This is a genomic window from Frankia sp. AgB1.9 (assembly GCF_016786355.1).
Lineage (GTDB): Bacteria > Actinomycetota > Actinomycetes > Frankiales > Frankiaceae > Pseudofrankia.
Genome location: NZ_JADWYX010000095.1, coordinates 1 through 18,629, shown reverse-complemented (window position 1 = coordinate 18,629; position 18,629 = coordinate 1). Strand labels below are relative to the sequence as shown.

The 18,629-nt window shown below is 74.2% G+C and carries 12 protein-coding genes; 4 read left to right on the top strand and 8 right to left on the bottom strand.

Features of this window, described 5'->3' with window-relative positions:
* The first annotated feature begins 331 nt into the window (after positions 1-331).
* Positions 332-1,771, top strand: coding sequence for an exonuclease SbcCD subunit D (locus I6A60_RS29685; protein WP_203042709.1), 1,440 nt, complete (start codon positions 332-334; stop codon positions 1,769-1,771).
* Positions 1,771-4,968: an AAA family ATPase gene (locus tag I6A60_RS29680; RefSeq protein ID WP_203055751.1), complete on the top strand. Its 3,198-nt coding sequence runs from the start codon at positions 1,771-1,773 to the stop codon at positions 4,966-4,968. The genes I6A60_RS29685 and I6A60_RS29680 overlap by 1 nt, the downstream gene beginning before the upstream one ends.
* 39 nt (positions 4,969-5,007) lie before the next feature.
* On the opposite strand, the gene proB is transcribed toward I6A60_RS29680, so the two are convergent.
* The 4 genes from proB to rplU all read right to left on the bottom strand — a co-directional run bounded on the left by proB (position 5,008) and on the right by rplU (position 8,603).
* The gene (proB, locus tag I6A60_RS29675) at positions 5,008-6,123 is read right to left on the bottom strand and encodes a glutamate 5-kinase (RefSeq protein WP_203023770.1); all 1,116 of its coding nucleotides are present in this window, start codon (positions 6,121-6,123) and stop codon (positions 5,008-5,010) included.
* 1 nt (position 6,124) lies between these two features.
* Positions 6,125-7,873 carry a GTPase ObgE gene (obgE, locus tag I6A60_RS29670; RefSeq protein ID WP_203023771.1) on the bottom strand — a complete coding sequence of 583 codons (1,749 nt, stop codon included), beginning with the start codon at positions 7,871-7,873 and terminating at the stop codon, positions 6,125-6,127.
* 143 nt (positions 7,874-8,016) lie between these two features.
* Positions 8,017-8,280: a 50S ribosomal protein L27 gene (rpmA, locus tag I6A60_RS29665; protein ID WP_203023772.1), complete on the bottom strand. Its 264-nt coding sequence runs from the start codon at positions 8,278-8,280 to the stop codon at positions 8,017-8,019.
* 5 nt (positions 8,281-8,285) lie between these two features.
* Positions 8,286-8,603: a 50S ribosomal protein L21 gene (rplU, locus tag I6A60_RS29660; protein ID WP_013423135.1), complete on the bottom strand. Its 318-nt coding sequence runs from the start codon at positions 8,601-8,603 to the stop codon at positions 8,286-8,288.
* Between the two features lie 579 nt (positions 8,604-9,182).
* Here rplU and I6A60_RS29655 point away from each other — a divergent pair.
* Both I6A60_RS29655 and I6A60_RS29650 read left to right on the top strand, forming a co-directional pair.
* On the top strand, positions 9,183-9,311 hold the full coding sequence (locus I6A60_RS29655) for a pentapeptide repeat-containing protein (RefSeq protein WP_203023773.1): 129 nt from the start codon (positions 9,183-9,185) through the stop codon (positions 9,309-9,311).
* Complete coding sequence (locus tag I6A60_RS29650; protein ID WP_203023774.1) at positions 9,308-9,805, top strand: hypothetical protein; 498 nt, start codon at positions 9,308-9,310, stop codon at positions 9,803-9,805. The genes I6A60_RS29655 and I6A60_RS29650 overlap by 4 nt, the downstream gene beginning before the upstream one ends.
* 839 nt (positions 9,806-10,644) lie before the next feature.
* Here I6A60_RS29650 and I6A60_RS29645 read toward each other — a convergent pair.
* The 4 genes from I6A60_RS29645 to rodA all read right to left on the bottom strand — a co-directional run bounded on the left by I6A60_RS29645 (position 10,645) and on the right by rodA (position 18,514).
* Positions 10,645-14,307, bottom strand: a complete 3,663-nt coding sequence (locus tag I6A60_RS29645; protein ID WP_203024351.1) for an Rne/Rng family ribonuclease — start codon at positions 14,305-14,307, stop codon at positions 10,645-10,647.
* Positions 14,308-14,541: 234 nt separating this feature from the next.
* Entirely contained in the window at positions 14,542-15,285 is a 744-nt protein-coding gene (locus I6A60_RS29640) for a TIGR03936 family radical SAM-associated protein (RefSeq protein ID WP_203024352.1), read from the bottom strand.
* Entirely contained in the window at positions 15,266-17,236 is a 1,971-nt protein-coding gene (locus I6A60_RS29635) for a TIGR03960 family B12-binding radical SAM protein (protein WP_203024353.1), read from the bottom strand. The genes I6A60_RS29640 and I6A60_RS29635 overlap by 20 nt, the downstream gene beginning before the upstream one ends.
* 45 nt (positions 17,237-17,281) lie before the next feature.
* Positions 17,282-18,514, bottom strand: coding sequence for a rod shape-determining protein RodA (rodA, locus tag I6A60_RS29630; RefSeq protein WP_203042707.1), 1,233 nt, complete (start codon positions 18,512-18,514; stop codon positions 17,282-17,284).
* Between the last annotated feature and the right edge of the window lie 115 nt (positions 18,515-18,629).

The following is an 18,629-nucleotide window of genomic DNA, read 5'->3' as shown; positions in this document are numbered from 1 at the left end:
TGGCGCCCGGGCTCGGTCCGGGCGCGTCGCTCCGGGCCGCGACCGGCCCACGCCGCCCGGAACGGGTCATGGGGCGAGCATGCTCGACCCCCAGGCCCGCGTCGTCCGCCCACGGGCGACACTCCGGGTACGCACACCCGCGTATCCGGAGGGGCAGCCGCGCGGGCGGAACTCGCCCGGCGACCACCGCGGGCCGCCCGGCGCGCCCACCCGGTGGTGCCACGCGCCGCGGGTCGCCGCGGCCCCGGCCTTATGATCATGGGCGCAGCGCGGCGTAGCGACGTGACCGGAGCGGGACGCCCGAACGAGGCTCGACAGGGGAGAGGCGCGCATGCTCGTCCTGCACACGTCCGACTGGCATCTCGGGCGTCGCCTGCACGGCTTCGACCTCGCCACCGCGCAGGCCGCGTACGTCGACCACCTCGTCCAGGTGACCCGTACCGAGCGGGTCGACCTGGTCGTGGTCGCGGGCGACGTGCACGACCGGGCGATCCCGCCGGTGGGCGCGCTGCGGCTGTTCGACGAGGCGCTGTCCCGGCTGCGTGACACCGGAGCCCGGGTGGTGGTCATCAGCGGCAACCACGACGCCGCGGCGCGCCTCGGAGACAAGGCCGGGCTGCTCGACCCCCGCGTCGCCATCCGCACCGACCCGGCCCGGCTGGCGTCCGCCGTCGTCGTCGAGGACCGGTTCGGCCCGGTCCGCGTCTACCCGGTCCCCTACCTGGAGCCGGCCGCCGTCGCCGAGGTGCTTCCCGTGGTGGACGACCCCGCCGACGAGCTGGAAACCGACACCCCCGACGACTCGGCAGCGGACCTGGGCTCCGGGGGGCCGGCCCGGACCGGCCCTGGCGACCCCGTCGACCCCGCGGCCGGGCCGCCGTCCCCGGCCCTGGCCGAGGGGCCGGTCGAGCCGCCCTTCCCGGGCATGGTCTCGCTGTTCGACGAGGACGAGCTCGCCCCGAGCCTGGTGCCCGCCGCGCCCCGCCCACCCGCGTTCCACGACGGCCGTCGCCGGGCCCGCCGGGCGGCGGCGCTCTCGCACGCCGGGACGATGCGCCGGGCGATGGCCGCCGTCCGGGCCGACCTGGCCGACCACCCCGGCGCGCGGTCGGTCGTCGTCGCGCACGCCTGGGTCACCGGGGCTGCCGGCAGCGACAGCGAGCGCGACATCAGCGTCGGCGGCGCCGCGCACGTGCCCGCGGCCCTGTTCGACGGGATCACCTACGCGGCGCTCGGCCATCTGCACCGGCCCCAGCGGGTCCTCGGCCGAGCCGACCTGCGCTACAGCGGCTCGCCGCTGGCCTACTCCTTCTCCGAGACGCAGGACGCGAAGGCGTCGCTGCTCGTCGAGCTCGGCCCGGCCGGGCTCGCCCGCGTCGAACCGATCCCGGTGCCGGTCCACCGGCGGATGACGATCCTGCGTGGCCCGCTGGAGCAGCTGCTCACCCGGCTGGAGTACGGCGAGCACACCGAGGACCTGGTGGCCGCGGTGCTGACCGACGACGCCCGCCCCGTCGACGCCATGAGCCGGCTGCGCGCCCGGTTCCCGCACACCCTGGTACTGCGCCACGAGCCCGAGCACGCGCCGGCCCCCGACGACCGGACGTTCACCCAGCGCACCCGTGGCCGCGACGACCTTGACGTGGCCGCCGACTTCGTCGACTTCGCGCGGGGCACGCCGGCGGACGAGGACGAACGGTCGCTGCTGGCCGACGCGCTGACTGCCGCCCGGCTCACGGCCTCCTGGCCCGACGCCCGCGGGGAGGCCTGATGCGCCCGCACCGGCTGGAGCTCGTCGCGTTCGGCGCCTTCCCCGGCGAGGTCGAGCTGGACCTCGACCGGCTGGGCGCGGGCGGGCTGGTGCTGCTGTGCGGCGAGACCGGCGGCGGCAAGACGACGCTGCTCGACGCCGTCGGGTTCGCGCTCTACGGCACCGTCCCCGGCCTGCGTGGCGTACGCGACCTGCGCTCCCATCACGCGGCGCCGGACGTCGCCCCTCGGGTGCGGCTGGAGTACTCGGTGCCGGCCGGGCGCTTCCGCGTCACCCGTACGCCCGGCTGGGACCGGCCGAGGCGACGCGGCGACGGCACCCAGCGCCAGCACCCGACCGCGCTGCTGGAGCGGTGGACCGGCACGGGCTGGGCGCCCGAGGCGACCCGCAACGAGGACGTCGGCCACGAGGTCAACGGGCACCTCGGCATGAGGCCGGAGCAGTTCTTCCAGGTGGTGATGCTCCCCCAGGGCCGGTTCGCCGACTTCCTGCACGCCGACAACGACGCCCGCGAGGCGCTGCTCAAGCAGCTGTTCAGCGTCGGCCGGTTCGAACGGGTCGAGCAGTGGCTCGCCGACCGGGCCAAGCGCGCCGCCGACGACCACGGGCTCGCCCGCCAGGACCTCGACCGGGTCCACGCCAAGGTCACCGAGGCGGCGGGCCCATCGGACGCCGGCGACGCCGAGGCCGCCGTGCCCGAGGACGCCGCGGCCACCGACGAGCCACCCGGTCCGGACTGGGCCCGCGCGCTCGCCGGCGGCGCCGCCGAGGCCGCCGAGGCGGCCGAGCGCCGCCGAGACGAGACGCAGCAGGTTCGAGACCTGGCCGAACGCGCGCTCGCCACGACCCGCGAGGCCGTCCTCCGGGCCAAGGAACGCGCCGAGCTGCTCGGCCGCCTCGCGGAGCTGGACGAGCAGGTGCCCCGGGTCGAGGAGCTCGCCGCCGAACTGGCCGCCGCGACCCGGGCCGGCGCCGTCAGCCGCGCCATCGCCGAGACCCAGCGCAGGGCCGCCCAGGCCGCCGGGGCCGAGACCGCGCAGGCCGAGGCCCGAGCCGCGGTCGCCGCGGCGGCCCTACCTGGCGCGGGCGACCCACCGCGGGTGCCGGCCGACGCCACGGCCGACGAGCTGGCGGCGCTCGCCGCGGACGCGCACGCCGAGTCGGGCCGCCTGGAGCCGCTCGCGCTCGTCCTCGTCGCCGCCCACGACGACGCGGCGCAGGCCGACCTGGCCGACCGCGAGGCGCTGGAGCACGCCCAGGCCGCCGCCGTCCGAGAAGCCGAGATCACCACCACGCTGCCGGCGCTGCGCCACGCGGCCCAGGAACAGGCCGACGCCGCCCGCCGGGCCGGGCGCCTCGCCCCGGCGCTGACCGAGCGGTCCGACCAGCTGGCCGACCTGGCGGACGCCGTGCGCGAGCGCGGGCGTGCACTCGCCGAGTCGGCCGAGGCGGCCGCGAGCGCCACCCGGGCCAAGGCTCGCGCGGTGCAGCTGCGCCAGCAGCGCTTCGACGCAATCACCGCAGAGCTTGCCGCCGCGCTGGCGGACGACACCCCGTGCCCCGTCTGCGGCGCTCTCGACCATCCCGACCCGGCCGAGGTCCGCGCCGACCACGTCAGCAAGGACGCCGAGCGGGACGCCGACGCGGAGGCCACCCGGCGCGAGGCGGCCGCCGGCAAGGCGCGAGACCGGGTCGCCGGGTTGACGGGCCAGGTCAGGACGCTACTGGCGGCCCTGCTGCGCTCCCCCGCCGCGCTCGTCGACGGCCCGCACCCGGGCGCGGGCGAGTCCGACGGGGCGGTAGCCGGCGCGGACAGCTCCGGCGAGGACGCCGCGGTGACGGTCGCCGGGATGCTGGCCGACCTGCGCGGCACGTTGCTCGACGAGGCAGTGTTGCTCGCCGCCGACGACGATCTCGGCGCGGCGGGCCCGGACCGGACCGCCACCGAGATCGACGCGGTCGCGCGGGCTTTCGCCGCGGCGGCGGCCCAGGCCGCGTCGAGCGCCGCCGACCTTGCGGGCGCGGAGGCCGGCCTCGCCGCACTCGTCGAGTCACAGACCGGGGCGCACGCGGATCTCGCCACCCACCGCGCCGACGAACGCGCGGCCGGGCTGCGGGCCGCGGCGGCGCGGGACCGGGCCGCTCGGGCGCTGGCGACGGTGCCGTCCGCGTTGCGTGACCCGGCCCTGCTGGCGCACCGGGTCGACGCGGTCGCGCGCTTCGCCCGGGCCTGTACGCACGCCCAGCAGGCCGTGCGGGTCGCGGCCCAGGCGGGTGACGAGCTCCGCCGGGCCGAGGCGGACGCGACCGACGCGGCGACGGAGGCGGGGTTCACCGATCCGGGCGCGGCGCTCGCCGCGGTTCGCGAACCGGACTGGCTGGCCGACGCGCAGACGCGCATCCAGGCGCACCGCGACGAGCGGGTCCAGGCCCAGTCCCGGCTGGCGGCCCCCGAGCTGGCGGCGGCCGCCGCCGACCCGTCGGGCCGCCTCGACGAGCACGAGCACGCGGCCGCGGCCGCCAAGGCGGCACACGAGGAGGCCTGGGCGACGGCAGCGACCACCGCGCAGCGCGCCCGCCGGCTCGAGGCTCTGGTGGACGAGTACACCGGCGCGTACGCGGCGCTCGCCCCACGCCGGGCGGCGGCGGCACAGCTGCGCCAGCTGGCCGACCTCGCGATCGGCCGGGCACCGGCCAACCAGCACGGGATGCCACTGTCGAGCTACGTGCTGGCGGCCCGGCTGGAGGAGGTCGCGCACGCGGCGAGCCGCCGGCTGGCCGCGATGAGCGGGGGGCGTTACACCCTCGTCCACGACACCGGCGAACGCCGCGACCGGCGCCGCAAGGCCGGCCTCGGGCTGCTCGTGCTGGATGCCTGGACGGGCCGGTCCCGCCCGACCGCGACCCTGTCCGGCGGCGAGACGTTCCAGGCCGCGCTGTCGCTCGCCCTCGGCCTCGCCGACGTCGTGAGCGCCGAGTCCGGCGGCCACGCGATCGACGCGTTGTTCGTCGACGAGGGCTTCGGCACGCTCGACCCGGACAGCCTGGACGAGGTCATGAACGTGCTCGACGAGCTGCGCGCCGGCGGCCGTCTCGTCGGCGTCGTCAGCCACGTCGCCGACCTGCGCCTGCGCATCCCGACGCAGATCCAGGTCCGCAAGGGCCCCAGCGGAAGCACCGTCGAGACCACGGCCTGACGGGGTCGGGCGCCGTTCGTCCCGTCCTGGCCGCCGCTCTCAGCGGGAGGGCAGCAGGAGGACGAGGTCGTCGCGGTGGACGACCTCGCGGTCGTAACCGGGGCCGAGGTCGGCCGCGAGCTCGGCGGTGCCGCGGCCGAGCATGCCGGGCAGCTCGTCCGCGTCGAAGGCGACCAGCCCGCGGGCGACGGCCCGCCCGGAGGGGTCGACCAGCTCGACCGGGTCCCCGGCGGAGAAGTCACCGTCCACCGAGGTCACGCCGGCGGGCAGCAGGGACGCGCTGCGCCCCACGACCGCGGCGACCGCGCCGGCGTCCAGGTGCAGCCGGCCCATCGGCGCGGTGGCGTGCGCCAGCCAGAGCAGCCGGGCGGCGCGGCGCGGGCCGGTCGGGTAGAAGACCGTGCCGACCTCGGCGCCGGTCAGCGCCTCGGCCGCCTTGGCCGTCGACGTGACGATGGTGGTGACCCCGCCGGACGCCGCCATCCGGGCGGCATCGATCTTCGTCGCCATCCCGCCGGTGCCGACGCCGGCCGCGCCGGTCCCCTTGACGGACAGGCCGTCGAGATCGGCGTCCGACCGGATCTCACGCAGCAGGTTCGCCGGCCCGAGCCGGGGGTTCGCGTCGTAGACGCCGTCCACGTCGGACAGCAGCACCAGCAGGTCCGCGGAGACCAGATGGGCGACGATCGCCGCGAGCCGGTCGTTGTCGCCGAACCGGATCTCCTGGGTGGCGACCGCGTCGTTCTCGTTGATGATCGGGACGATGCCGAGCTCCAGCAGCCGGTCGAGCGCGGTGCGGGCATTGCGGTAATGGGCGCGGCGGACGACGTCGGTCGCGGTCAGCAGCACCTGGCCGACCTGGTGGCCTGACTGGCCGAAGGCCTCCGCGTACTGGTGCACCAGCGCGCTCTGCCCGACACTCGCGGCCGCCTGCAGGGTCGCGAGGTCACGCGGCCGCCGCGACAGGCCCAACGGGGCGAGACCGGCGGCGATCGCGCCGGAGGACACCAGCACCAGCCGACCGCCGGCCAGCGGGCGGACGGCTCGGACCAGCGCACCGAGCCGCTCGGCGTCCAGCCCTCCGGCGGCGCTGGTCAGCGACGACGATCCGACCTTGACGACGACCCGCTGCGCGTTCTGGACGAACGAACGCACGTCAGCTCTCGTCCTCGTCCTCGTTCCGGGCGGCTACGACGGGAGCGCCGGGCGTCTCCTGGCCGGCGTCGCCGACCCAGACCACCGTCGGGCCGTCGTCGCCCGTGGCGTCGTCGTCCCAGTCCTCGTCGTCGTCCTCGTCGTCGTTCCAGACGGTGTCGTCCCAGCCGGTGTCACGCGGGGCGGGGCGGGTGACGACACCGTCCTCGTCGACGAAGGCCTCGGCGGCGGCGGACGCGAACGCGGCATCCGCCTCGTCCTCGTCGACGACTACGCCGGCTTGCCGGGCCATCCGCTCGGCGCGGGTCAGCCGGACGGAGGTACGCAGCCGGTCGTCGGTGCCGCGCGGGCCCATGACGGGCTCGGTGGCGCGCCGGGCGCCGCTGCCACCGACGGTGGCGACCCCGGCGGTCTCGGCCTCGGCGCGGTTGGTCGCGTACTGGGCCAGGGCGCCGCGGCCGGACAGTGTCGGTTCCCAGTCGAAGGTGACGTCACCGATCGTGACCTCGGCGCCCGCCTCGGCGCCGAGCTTCGCTAGCTCCGCCTCGACGCCGAGCCGGGCTAGCCGGTCGGCGAGGAAGCCGATCGCCTCGTCGTTGGTGAAGTCGGTCTGGCGCACCCAGCGCAACGGCTTCGCGCCGGTGACAACGTAACCGCCGTCGAGTTCACGGACCGCGAACTCGACCTCGTTGACGGCCTTCGGGCGCAGCACGATCCGGGTCGCCGCCTGGACCGGCGTCGACCGCCGGTGCTCGGCGACCATCCCGGCGAGGTACAGCGACAGCTGCCGCACGCCCTCCCGGGTGGCCGAGCTGATCGAGAAGACCTCAAGACCCCTGGACCGCAGATCGGCGGTGACCATCTCGGCGAGCTCACGAGCGTCCGGCACGTCGATCTTGTTGAGGACGACGAGACGCGGCCGGCCGGCGAGGTCGGCCGAGTACTCCGCCAGCTCGTGCTCGATGGTGTCCAGGTCGGAGAGCGGGTCCCGGCCCGGTTCCAGGGTCGCGCAGTCGAGCACGTGGACGATCACCGAGCAGCGCTCGATGTGGCGGAGGAACTCCAGCCCCAGTCCGCGGCCCTGGCTCGCGCCCGGGATGAGGCCGGGCACGTCGGCGACGGTGTAGGGCGGCAGGTCGCCGGCCTGAGCCACGCCCAGGTTCGGCACCAGCGTGGTGAACGGGTATTCGGCGATCTTGGGCTTGGCCGCGGACAGCACCGAGACCAGCGACGACTTGCCGGCGCTCGGGTAACCGACCAGCGCGACGTCGGCGACCGACTTGAGCTCCAGGACCGCTTCGAGGCTGTCCCCCGGCTCGCCCAGCTCGGCGAACCCGGGCGCCTTGCGCCGGGACGACGCGAGCGACGCATTGCCCCGGCCGCCGCGGCCCCCCTGCGCGAGCACGAACGTGCTGCCCAGCCCGACCAGGTCGATGATCTCTTCGCCGTCCGGCGTGAGCACGACCGTGCCGTCCGGCACCGGGAGGACCATGTCCTCGCCGTCGGCGCCGCTCTTGTTGGAGCCCTGGCCCGGCCGGCCGCTGGTGGCCCGCCGGTGTGGGTGGAAGTGGAAGTCCAGCAGGGTGGTCACACCCGGATCGACGACGAGGCGGATGTCGCCACCCCGGCCGCCGTTGCCACCGTCAGGGCCGCCCAGCGGCTTGAACTTCTCCCGGTGGATGGACGCGCACCCGTGCCCGCCGTCACCGGCGGCGGCGTGCAGAACCACCCGGTCGACGAACGTCGGCACTGCCTTGCCTCTCCTGGTCTGCCAGCCCTGCGGCCGGTACTACGGTTGCGTCCGCGTTCCCGCGCGCGGGAACGCGGACATGACTGAAGCCGCGCCAGGCAACGGTCCCCGTGCCCAGCGCGGCTTCGGCGCCAAACGAAAAGCTAGGCCGCGGGCTCGAGCGCGAGCACGTTGATCACCCGGCGACCACCGCGGTTGCCGAACTGGACGTGGCCCTCGGCCAGGGCGAACAGCGTGTCGTCCTTGCCACGCCCGACCAGGGCACCCGGGTGGAAGTGGGTGCCACGCTGGCGGACCAGAATCTCGCCCGCCTTGACGTACTGGCCACCGAACCGCTTGACGCCCAGTCGCTGGGCGTTGGAGTCACGACCGTTGCGCGAGGAGCTCGCGCCCTTCTTGTGCGCCATCTCGCTCAGGCCTTCTTGGTCTCGATGCCGGTGACCTTCAACCGGGTGAACTTCTGACGGTGACCCTGCCGCTTGTGGTAGCCGGTCTTGTTCTTGAACTTGTGGATCCGGATCTTCGGACCCTTGACGATGCCGACGACCTCGGCGGTCACCTCGGCGGCCGCCAGCGCGGCCAGGTCGGTGGTGACCGACTCTCCGTCGACCAGAAGCACCGGCTTCAGGTTCACGGCCGCGCCCGGCTCACCCGGCAGAAGCTCGACATCGACCACATCGCCGACGGCGATCCTGTGCTGCTTGCCACCGCTGGCAACGACCGCGTACACCAGTTCTCCCTGCTCCTGTGGCCCGCGCGCCACATCGACCGACCGTCGCGCGAGCTGATCTCCTCAGGGCGCCCCACGACCCGTGCGCGGCGGCCTCGCTCCAGACGTCCGGTCGGTCGGTAACGCCTCGACCGGTCGGCACCTCAACCTGACGGCACCTGAAACCTGACGTCATGCTGGTCATCCGACAACACGCTGGTCATCCGACGACATGTTGGAGCGGGCACACGCCCGTTCGGAGTGGGCACCAAACCTACCCCGTGTCGCTCCACCTTACAGGTCCCTGGACCGTTGGTGCGCACCGCCACCGCTCGATCGACGCCCGCCGGCGTCGACCTTCCGGGCCGAGTCGCATCCCCTCGCTGACGGAACTCCACACGTCACCGAAGCCGTCCACTCTCCTGGTTACTTTGCGTCGATAGCCAGTCCAGATGGGTACATGAACGGGCCCAGGCGGGTGACTCCAGGCCTAGCGGCGGATCACAACCGGGTGATCCAGACGTGTCATGGCCATGATCTACCCGCCGGGGAACCATGGAGACTACGACGGAGGTGTCCGACGGGCCGGGGAGGACGGACATGAGCAGGGCGGACCTGAGCACGGCGGACCTGAGCACGGCGGACCTGAGCACGGCGAATCTGGACACGGCGAACCTGGACACGGCGAACCTGAGCACGGCGGACGAGGTCACGGCGGCAGGGCGATGACCGAGGCCGCGTGGGAGACGGTGGCCTGGGTCGCCGGCACGGTCGCGCTGGTCGCTCTTCTGGCGGTTCCGCTGGCCTGCTGGCTGACTCTGCACGGCCCGGTGATCGCGGCCCGACTCTCGGCCACGATAAGCGCGACCAGGCAGGGCGACGCCGCGGCTCACCTCGGCGACCAGGACGACCTGGTGCAGACGCTCGTCGTCGCCACCTACGCGCTCCAGCTCGGCGACCAGGACCGGGCCAGGGCAGCGGTGGACGGCGCGCTGCACCAGTCCCGCGCGATCCTCGACCGGATGCTCGCCGAGGCCGGCCACGGCGCCCTGTCCCGCCGCGACACCGCCGGGCGACCTTCGCCCAGGGCCGAGGCCACGCAACCAGCCCCCGGAGCCACCCCAGCGGCCAGCCGGCTTCTACATCTGGGCCGGCGCGGACCGCTGCGCCGCGAACGCCCGGCGACCGCGCCGGGCCCGCGGGTCGGGCGCCACGTCGCCTGAGACCCAGCCACCAGTCCCGGCGAATACCAGTCCCGGCAAGCCGAGCCAGGCCATGATCGCCGCCTTGGCCGTCTCCCGACTGTCCGTTCCCCCGGACCGCGCCCAGCCGAGGGCGAAGACGGCGATCTTTCGGCCTCGGCGGACTGACCATGGCAGCCCGGCACCAGCCAAACGCCGCAGCATCGCCAGAACTGCTGCCCCACACCCTGCCGGGCGGCCGGCCCGCGCCCCCGAAGCCTTCGAACGACCGAATCGCCGACCATCAAGCGATCTTCGACCGGTTCAGGCCCGGTCTCCGGGCGTGATCGCCAACTGCGCAGAGATAAATGCGACAAACAGGGCGCGTGACGACAATTTCCCCTACCCATTTAGCGATCATGGATTAGGGCGGCCGTCCGCCGGGTCGGTGATCGTCGGTTGCGCAGGGGAATCAGCGGCCAAGCGGAGTCGCGGCACGATACGACTCACCCTGTGTGACCAGGACGTACTCGTCGTTGCGTGGGGCGTGGGGCTTGGGAAGACCTTGGTCACGACGACGCGAGGGCCAAGACGGCGATCGACGGCTGCCGGTCGGGTCGGGCGTGGGCCCGACCGAAAGGCGGAGCCGGGACCAGCCTGACCCGGCTCAGCACGAGCCGACCGAAAAGCCGAGCCGGGACCAGCCTGACCCGGCTCAGCGTGGGCGACCGCCAAAGCCGAGCCGGGCCAACCTGTCTCGGCTCGGCACGAGCCGACCGAAAGGCCGAGCCGGGGCCAGCTTGACTCGGCTGGCCCCGGCTCGGGCAAGGCATCGGTGCTTCGCGGGCCGCCGCTTCTTGGCGCGGGGCCTCGCGGGATGGTTACTCGGCGGAGGCGCTTGCCTCGACCGACTCGGCCGGCTTCGCGACCGGGCGCGAGGCTCGGCGCGGCCGGCGGCCACGGCCACCGCCAGACTCCGAGCCGACCGCGGCGCTGTCCGGGTCGGCGGAGTTCGCGAACACGGTCGGCCCCGCGTCGTCGGCGCTCGCGCCGTTCGCGCCCGCCTTGTGGTCACTCTCCGCCGACGCGACCGACCCGTTGGCGACCGGCCAGCCGACACCAGCGGGCTCCCCGCTGGCCGCCTCGTGCTGACCAGCCCCGGCGATGCCGCCCGGCCAGCCCGTGGCATGGGACTCGGCGCCTGGCGCCCCGGCCGGCGCTGACGCGCCGTCCGACCCGGCCGCCTCGACGCTGACTGCTTCCGCGACGGCGATGACGGGGCTCGTGGCAGCCCGGCGGGCCCGGCGGGTACGCCGGCCCTCCCGCGCCGTCCCGGCCTCGCCGGCCTCCGCGGCAGCGCGCCCGCCGTCACGGTCACCGGCGGCCTCGTCCTCGGACCCGAGGCTCGCGGTCCGCTCGTCGACGCCGTCGGGCTCGCCGAGGACCGACTCGTCCAGCTCCGCCGTCGACGCGGCGCCGGCCGCGCCGCGCCGGCCGGCCCGCCGCAGCGGGGGTGCCGGGACCGGCGGGACAGGCGCCTGGGCGTGGTGGCCGTCCAGGTGGATGAGCACCCCGCGCCCGTTGCAGTGCGCGCACGGCTCGCTGTAGGCCTCCAGCAGGCCCTGGCCGACCCGCTTGCGGGTCATCTGGACGAGCCCGAGGCTGGTCACCTCGGCGACCTGGTGGCGGGTCCTGTCCCGGCCGAGGCACTCGGTGAGCCGGCGCAGCACCAGCTCCCGGTTGCTCTCCAGGACCATGTCGATGAAGTCGATGACGATGATGCCGCCGATGTCGCGCAGCCGCAGCTGACGGACGATCTCCTCGGCCGCCTCGAGGTTGTTCTTGGTGACGGTCTCCTCGAGGTTGCCGCCCTTGCCGGTGAACTTGCCGGTGTTGACGTCGACGACCGTCATGGCCTCGGTCCGGTCGATCACCAGCGAGCCACCCGAGGGCAGCCAGACCTTGCGGTCAAGCGCCTTGGCGAGCTGTTCGTCGACGCGGTACTCGGTGAACAGGTCGGTCGTCCCGACGTGCCGGCGGACCCGGTCGCGCAGGTCCGGAGCGACCAGGTCGACGTAGCTCTCGATCGTCTCGGCCTCGCCCGAGCCCTGCACCAGCAGCTCGGTGAAGTCCTCGTTGAAGATGTCCCGGATCACCCGGACGACGAGGTCCGGCTCGCCGTAGAGCAGCGCCGGCGCGGACGCCTTCTGCGCCTTTCGGGAGATGTCCTCCCACTGCGCGGCCAGGCGTTCGATGTCGCGCTCGAGCTCCTGCTCGCTCGCGCCCTCGGCGGCGGTCCGCACGATCACGCCGCCGTCCTCGGGGGTGATCTTCTTCAGGATGCTCTTGAGCCGGGAGCGCTCGACGTCCGGCAGCTTGCGGCTGATCCCGGCGTTCTGGCCGTCCGGCACGTAGACGAGGTAGCGGCCCGGCAGGCTGATCTGGCTGGTCAGCCGGGCGCCCTTGTGGCCGATCGGGTCCTTGGAGACCTGGACGAGCACGGACTGGCCGGGCTTGAGCACCTGCTCGATCTTGCGGGGCCTGCCCTCCAGGCCGGAGGCGTCGTAGTTGACCTCGCCGGCGTAGAGGACCGCGTTGCGGCCCTTGCCGACGTCGACGAACGCCGCCTCCATGCTGGCCAGCACGTTCTGGACCCGGCCGAGGTAGACGTTGCCCGCGTAGGAGGCGGAGCTGGCCCGGGTGACGAAGTGCTCGACGAGCACGCCGTCCTCAAGGACCGCGATCTGGGTGCGGTCACCCGCGTGACGGACCAGCATCCGGCGCTCGACCGACTCGCGGCGGGCCAGGAACTCCGCCTCGGTGACGATCGGCGGGCGGCGCCGGCCGCTGTCCCGGCCCTCCCGGCGACGCTGGCGCTTGGCCTCCAACCGGGTCGAGCCGCTGACGCCGCGGACCAGGTCGTCGTCGCGCCGCGTCTCGCGGACGTGCACGACGGTGTTCGGCGGGTCGTCCGGCGCCCCGGAGGCGTCCTCGCCCGTCGTGGCCCGCCTGCGGCGACGGCGACGGCGGCGCGAGCCCGCACGATCGTCCTCGTCCTCGTCCTCGTCGTCCGTGTCCAGCGCGAGCGGCTCGTCGCCCTCTTCGTCGGTCTGGGGGCGGGCGTCGTCGGTGTCGGCGGAGGCGGCCTCGGGGGTGTCCTCACCCTCGGCGGCGTCGAGCTCGTCCTCGCCGCGCGCCCGGCCTCGGCCGCGGCGGCCGCGGCGCCGGCGCCTGGTGCCGGCCAGATCCGCGTCGTCCAGCGACGCGTCGGCGGCGTCGACCGCCTCGGGCTCCTCGGCCTGGCTGGTCTCCTCGTCCACGGGGACGACCGCGGTCGGCTCCTCGGTCTCCTCGACCTCGGCCTCCCGGACGGGCCGGGCGGGACGCCGTTCCGCCTCGCGGTCACGACCACGCGGGGCGGCCGGCTCGCGGGCATCCAGGTCGGGGGCCTGGAACGTCACGGCAGTGATCGGCCGGCGGGTCACCCGGGGGGCGGCCGGCTCGGCGTCGAACCCGGTCAGGAACGGCTGCGCCTGCGCGCTCCACTGCGGAGCCACGGACCGCGACCGCCGGGCGGGCTTCTCCGTGGCGGCGTCGGCGACGGGCTCGGCGGTTGGTTCGGCGGCCTGAGCCACGGGCTCGGCGGAGCCAGCGTCCGCGCCGGCCTCGACTGACTCGGCTGACTCGGCCACGGCGGCCGGCTCGGTGGCACGGGCCCGCCTGCGTCGCGCCCGCGGGGCGGCGGCCGGCTCGGCCTCTGCCCGCGGCGCGCTCTCGGCGTCGGCCACCGGCTGCGCCTCAGCTGTGTCGGGAGCGACAGCGGTCTCGGTCGCGGCGGCCAACTCGGCGGCGGCCTCCTGGGGCTCCGCGGCAGTCGGAGTCTCGGGCGTTTCCGGAGGGGCCGACGCGACGCGACGGCCGGCGCGCGCACGCCGCCGAGCGGGCGGCGCCACCGGCTCGGCCGGCTCGCCAGTCACGTCGGTCGAGTCAGTCACGTCGGTCGAGTCAGTCGCGCTCGGCTGAACGGCCGAGGGCTCGGCGGCGTCGACCGGCTGCGCGGCGGCCGGCTCCACCGGGACGTCCGGCGTGAGAACCGCGCGAACGGCGCGACGGGTGCGGGGCCTGCGCGCCGGCTCGGCGGCCGGGGCGGTTTCGTCCGGCCCGCCCGCGACCGGCGCCGCCGGCTGGTCGGACTCGGTCGCGGCCGGGCTCGCGGGCTGATCCAGCTCGCCCTGACCGGTGGCGTCCTCGTCGGACGCGGTCTCGGGGGACCCATCCTGGGTGGAAGAGGTCTCGGTGGATGCGGTCTCAGTGGATGCGGTCTCGGCGGGGGCCGGCTCCGGCGCCGCCGTGGCGGTCACCGGATCCTCGTCCGCCTCGTCGGTCACGGCTGGGACGGCGATGGTCGCGACGTCAAGGGACAGCTCAGCCGGCGGGCCGGCCGGTCGGCCAGCCGCGCGGCGGCGCCGAGGCGCCGCGGTGGATTCCTCCGCCGCGGCCGCTGTCAGGTTGTCGTCGCCGGGAGTCAAAGTGTCGTCGGGCACGGGATATAAAGCCTCCGGGCTCCCGGGCGCGCCGCCAGTTGGGCAGTCGCGACCGCACAGAAGCCGCTGTCTCGTCCGGCGGGTAAGCCCGCCGTAATCCTGCGACGCCCTGCATCAAGCCGTGAGTCGACGCGACAACCGGCCCTGATCGCTGTAGTCCGCGCCCCCTTCGGGGGGCCCAGAGGTTCTCGTCCCCCCAGGCAGACATCACGGCCCGCCGAGGCTGACCGGAGGTCAGCTTTCAGCAAGGGCCGCCAGCAGCGGGTCGGCCAGCGTTCCGTCCGCCCGGATCAGTCCCTGCTCGAGCCTGGTTGGCTCCGGTGGGACCGGAAACGTCAGCGGTGGAACGGCGACCACGCCGAGGGCGGTCAACACGTCGTCTGGTCGTACAGCGGGCGTCGTGTGCCGCACAACCATCTCCAGTATCGCACAGTCGTGGCTCTCCGCACGGCAAACGGCGCAGATCACCGCCCCACGCACGTCGATGGTCCGCCGGCCGTCCTTCGTCGTGCGCTCGACCTCGACCCGTTCGCGCGCCAGCAGCGCGGTCACGGCGGCCGTGAGGTCGGCCACGGGCACGTCCGGGAAGCGGATCCGCCACCGGGACGCCTCGATCCGGCTGGCGAGCGGCCCACCTGCGGCGACGGCGCAGCCCGTCACGTCCAGGCCGGGCGGCAGCGCCGCGTCGAGGGCGGCCCGCAGGGCCTCCAGGTCGACGTCCGCGGTCAGCGCGAGCTCGACGTACTCGGCCTCGCTCGCGATCCCGGTCTGGGTGCCACCGCACCACGACACCTTTGGGTGTGGGGAGAAGCCGGCCGAGTAGGCCATCGGGACCCGAGCCCGGCGCAGCCCGCGCTCGAAGGTCCTGGCGATGTCCAGCTGGGAGAGGAACCGGGCCCGGCCAACCTTGGTGAACCGCAGTCGTAGCCGGACCACCGCCGGGGGCGGTGGCGGGCCCTCAGGACGCCGAGCCGGCACCGGCCTCGACCTTCCTCTCCGGCAGCGGGGGAACCGGGCTGATCGGCAGCAGCTTGCGCTGGGTGGGGCCGATCTCGATCTGGGAACCCATCGTCGGGCAGACCCCGCAGTCGTAGCAGGGGGTCCAGCGGCAGTCGTCGAGCTCGGACTCGCGCAGGGCGTCCTGCCAGTCCGACCAGAGCCAGTCGCGGTCCAGCCCGGAGTCCAGGTGGTCCCACGGGAGCACCTCCCGCTCCGTGCGCTCACGCGTGGTGAACCAGTCCAGCGAGACACCGAGCGGTTCGAGCTCGGCCGCGGCGGCCGCCTCCCAGCGTTCGAACGAGAAGTGCTCGCTCCAGCCGTCGAACCGGCCGCCCTCGCGCCAGACCCGCTCGATCACTCGGCCGACCCGGCGGTCACCACGGGCCAGCAGGCCCTCGATGATCCCCGGCCGGCCGTCGTGGTAGCGGAACCCGACGGCGCGGGCGATCTCCCGGTCGGCGCGGACGGTGTCCCGCAGCAGCTTGAGCCGCTGGTCGGTGACCTCCCACGAGGCCTGCCCGGCCCACTGGAACGGGGTGTGCGACTTGGGGACGAACCCGCCGATCGACACCGTGCAACGAATGTCGCGGTGGCCACTCGCCTTGCGGCCGGCGCGGATGACCTCGCGGGCGAGATCCGCGATGCCGAGGATGTCCTCGTCGGTCTCGGTCGGCAGCCCGCACATGAAGTAGAGCTTCACCTGCCGCCAGCCCTGCGCGTACGCGGTGCTGACGGTGCGGATCAGGTCCTCCTCGCTGACCATCTTGTTGATGACCTTGCGAAGACGCTCCGACCCGCCCTCCGGCGCGAAGGTCAGGCCACTGCGTCGGCCGTTGCGGGAGAACTCGTTGGCCAGGGTGACGTTGAAGGCGTCGACTCGGGTGGACGGCAGCGACAGCGAGGTCTGGGTGCCCTCGTAGCGGTCGGCGAGCTGCTTGGCGAGCTCGCCGATCTCGCTGTGGTCGGCGCTGGACAGCGACAGCAACCCGACCTCGGAGAAGCCCGACGCGGTCAGCCCGGTGTCGATCATCGCGCCGATGGTGTCGAGGGAACGCTCCCGCACCGGCCTGGTGATCATTCCGGCCTGGCAGAACCGGCAGCCCCTGGTGCAGCCCCGGAAGATCTCGACGCTCATCCGCTCGTGCACGGTCTCCGCGAGCGGCACGAGCGGGGCCTTCGGGTACGGCCAGGAGTCCAGATCGCCGAGCGTGTGCTTGGCCGGGCGGGCGGGCACGTCGTCCCGGTTCGCGGTGACCGCGCTGATCGCGCCGTCGGCGCCGTAGCTGACGTCGAAGAACGCCGGGACGTAGACCAGCCGGCGCCGGGCCAGCCTGGTCAGCAGCTCGCGGCGCCCGCCGGGCGAGCCCGCGGCCTTGAACGCGCGGACCACGTCGGTGATGTCGAGGGCCGCCTGCTCGCCGTCGCCGAGCACGGCCGCGTCGAGGAAGTCCGAGATCGGTTCGGGGTTGAAGGCGGCGTGCCCACCGGCGATCACCAACGGGTGCTCGTCGGTCCGGTCGGCGGCCAGCAGCGGGATGCCTGCGAGGTCGAGGGCCGTGAGCAGGTTGGTGTAGCCGAGCTCGGTGCTGAAGCTGACGCCGAGAATGTCGAAGTCCCCGACCGCGCGGTGGGCGTCCACGGTGAACTGCGGGACCGCGTGCTCGCGAAGCAACGCTTCCAGGTCGGGCTGCACGGCGTAGGTCCGCTCGGCCAGCACGTCCGGCTGCTCGTTGAGGATCTCGTACAGGATCTGGATGCCCTGGTTGGGCAGACCGACCTCGTAGGCGTCCGGGTACATCAGCGCCCAGCGGACGGCGGCCGGCTCCCAGGGCTTGACCGTGGAGTTGCCCTCGCCGCCGACATACTGCACGGGCTTGCGCACCCTGGGCAGCAGCGGCTCCAGACGCGGGAACAGCGACTGTCCAGACATGCGTCCCAGCTTAGCCGGGCCGCCGGTTCCCCACGATCGCCGCGCTCACAGGGCATAGGGGTCGGTACGCGAGCGAAGCCGGACGTTCTGGAGCAGGCCTATGGCCATCATCTGGGCGAACATCGACGAACCGCCGTAGGAGACGAACGGCAGCGGCAGACCGGTCACGGGCATGATCCCCAACGTCATCCCGACGTTGATGAAGGTCTGGAAGGAGAACCAGCACACGACCCCGGTGCCGATCAGGGCACCGAACGTGTCATCGGAGTCCCTGGCGATCGACAGCGCCCGCCACAGCACCACGCCCAACGCCAGCAGCACCCCGCCGGCCCCGACGAAGCCGAGCTCCTCGCCCGCGACGGTGAAGACGAAGTCGGTCTGCTGCTCGGGGACGAACTGGCCCTGGGTCTGCTGGCCATGGAAGAGGCCCCGGCCGAAGAAACCGCCGTTGGCGATCGCGGTCTTGGCCTGGTCGACGTTGTACCCGGTGGTCGAGTTCGTCGCCGCGTTCGCGGACACGAAGGACGTCAGCCGCGCCTCCTGGTACGGCTTGAGCAGGTGGAAGCCGATGATCGCCGCGCCGAGCAGCACCCCGCCCACGAACAACCCCAGCACCCACCGCCGGGGCGCCCCGGCGACGGCGAGCATCCCGAGGATCACGAACACCAGCACCATCACGGTGCCGAAGTCGGGCTGGAGCATGATCAGGCCGACCGGGACCAGCGCGAGGCCGAGCACGACCAGGACGTCGATGTCGCCCGGGCGGGCGGCGCGCACCCCGTCCCGGCTGTCGCGCTTCTCACCGAGGATCATCGCGATGCCGACGATCAGCGCGACCTTGGCGAACTCGGACGGCTGGAGCTCGAACCCGCCGGGCAGCACGATCCAGGAGTGGGCACCGTTGATCGTGCTGCCGACGACGAGGACGGCGATCAGCCCGACCAGCGACCCCAGGTAGACGAACGGGGCGTAGGCCCGCAGCAGCCGGTAGTCGAGCAGCATCGCGCCGGTGGCGAGCACCAGGCCGAGCGCCAGGTTCAGCAGGTCGCGCTTGAGGAACGACCTCGGGTCGCCGCCCGCGACGGTGAGCCGCTCACTGGTCGCCGACCAGACCAGCAGCGCGCCGATGACGGCGAGCACCAGCACGGCGCCCAGCAGCAGCCAGTCGAGCCGGCGCAGCGGCGAGTGCCGCCCGGAGGCCCGGTCCCGCAGCTGGCCGATCTTGCCGCGCAGCGCCACCGGAGACGACCGCAGCGCCGTCGAACCCAGCTCATCCACTGCCGTCCTCCGTTCCGCTGTTCCGCTGTTCCGCCCGAGCGGGCCGCCTTGGCCGGCGTGACTCTGGACCGCGCCCGGCAGCCGACGCGGCCGGTGCGCCGCGCCGGCTAGCCGG